The organism is Photorhabdus sp. S10-54 (genome assembly GCF_963878145.1).
GTDB classification, from domain to species: Bacteria; Pseudomonadota; Gammaproteobacteria; order Enterobacterales; family Enterobacteriaceae; genus Photorhabdus; species Photorhabdus kayaii.
In genome coordinates, this window is record NZ_CAWNXG010000181.1 from 1 (window position 1) to 520 (window position 520).

A 520-nucleotide genomic window follows, 5' to 3' on the forward strand; every position below is an offset into this window, starting at 1 on the left:
TTGATAATCCGCTTACTGTCCTCAGCATGCTCACGTGCAGGCATATCGTTGTATTGGCGCTCATAGTCAATTTGGTGGAAATAGGGATTAACGATGACAGGCGCAACGATACCCACCGCACGTTTGACGTCTTCGTCAGTCGGTACCCGGTCAAGGTATTTTTTGAAGGTTAATTCGCCGGTATCCACCAGATGGTCAGTGATTTTTTTCAGTTGCTTAACGGCGCGAAATACCCCCTTCACGCTGTCGTTATTCGCTGATGGCATGACTTCACCCTCAAACATCTCCCCGTCAATGAACAACGGAATGCTGTCGATAAATGCGTCACGGCAGAGGGATTTATTCACCTCGGCTGTCGTGATAATCGGATAGGCTTTAACTAACCCGAACAGCGTTACCGCCATTGGTTCATCATGCCATGAGCTTTTGCCTTTTCCGTTTCGGATAGCGGCAATCAATGCGTCCTGATGCTTGAGACTCAGCAGGTCATAATCACCCACCACGAGGTAGTGAGTGCTCA

Annotated in this window: 1 pseudogene; it reads right to left on the minus strand. The window is 48.8% G+C overall.

Features of this window, described 5'->3' with window-relative positions:
- Window positions 1-520 (minus strand): annotated as a pseudogene (locus AACQ83_RS24435) (hypothetical protein); the annotation flags it as partial.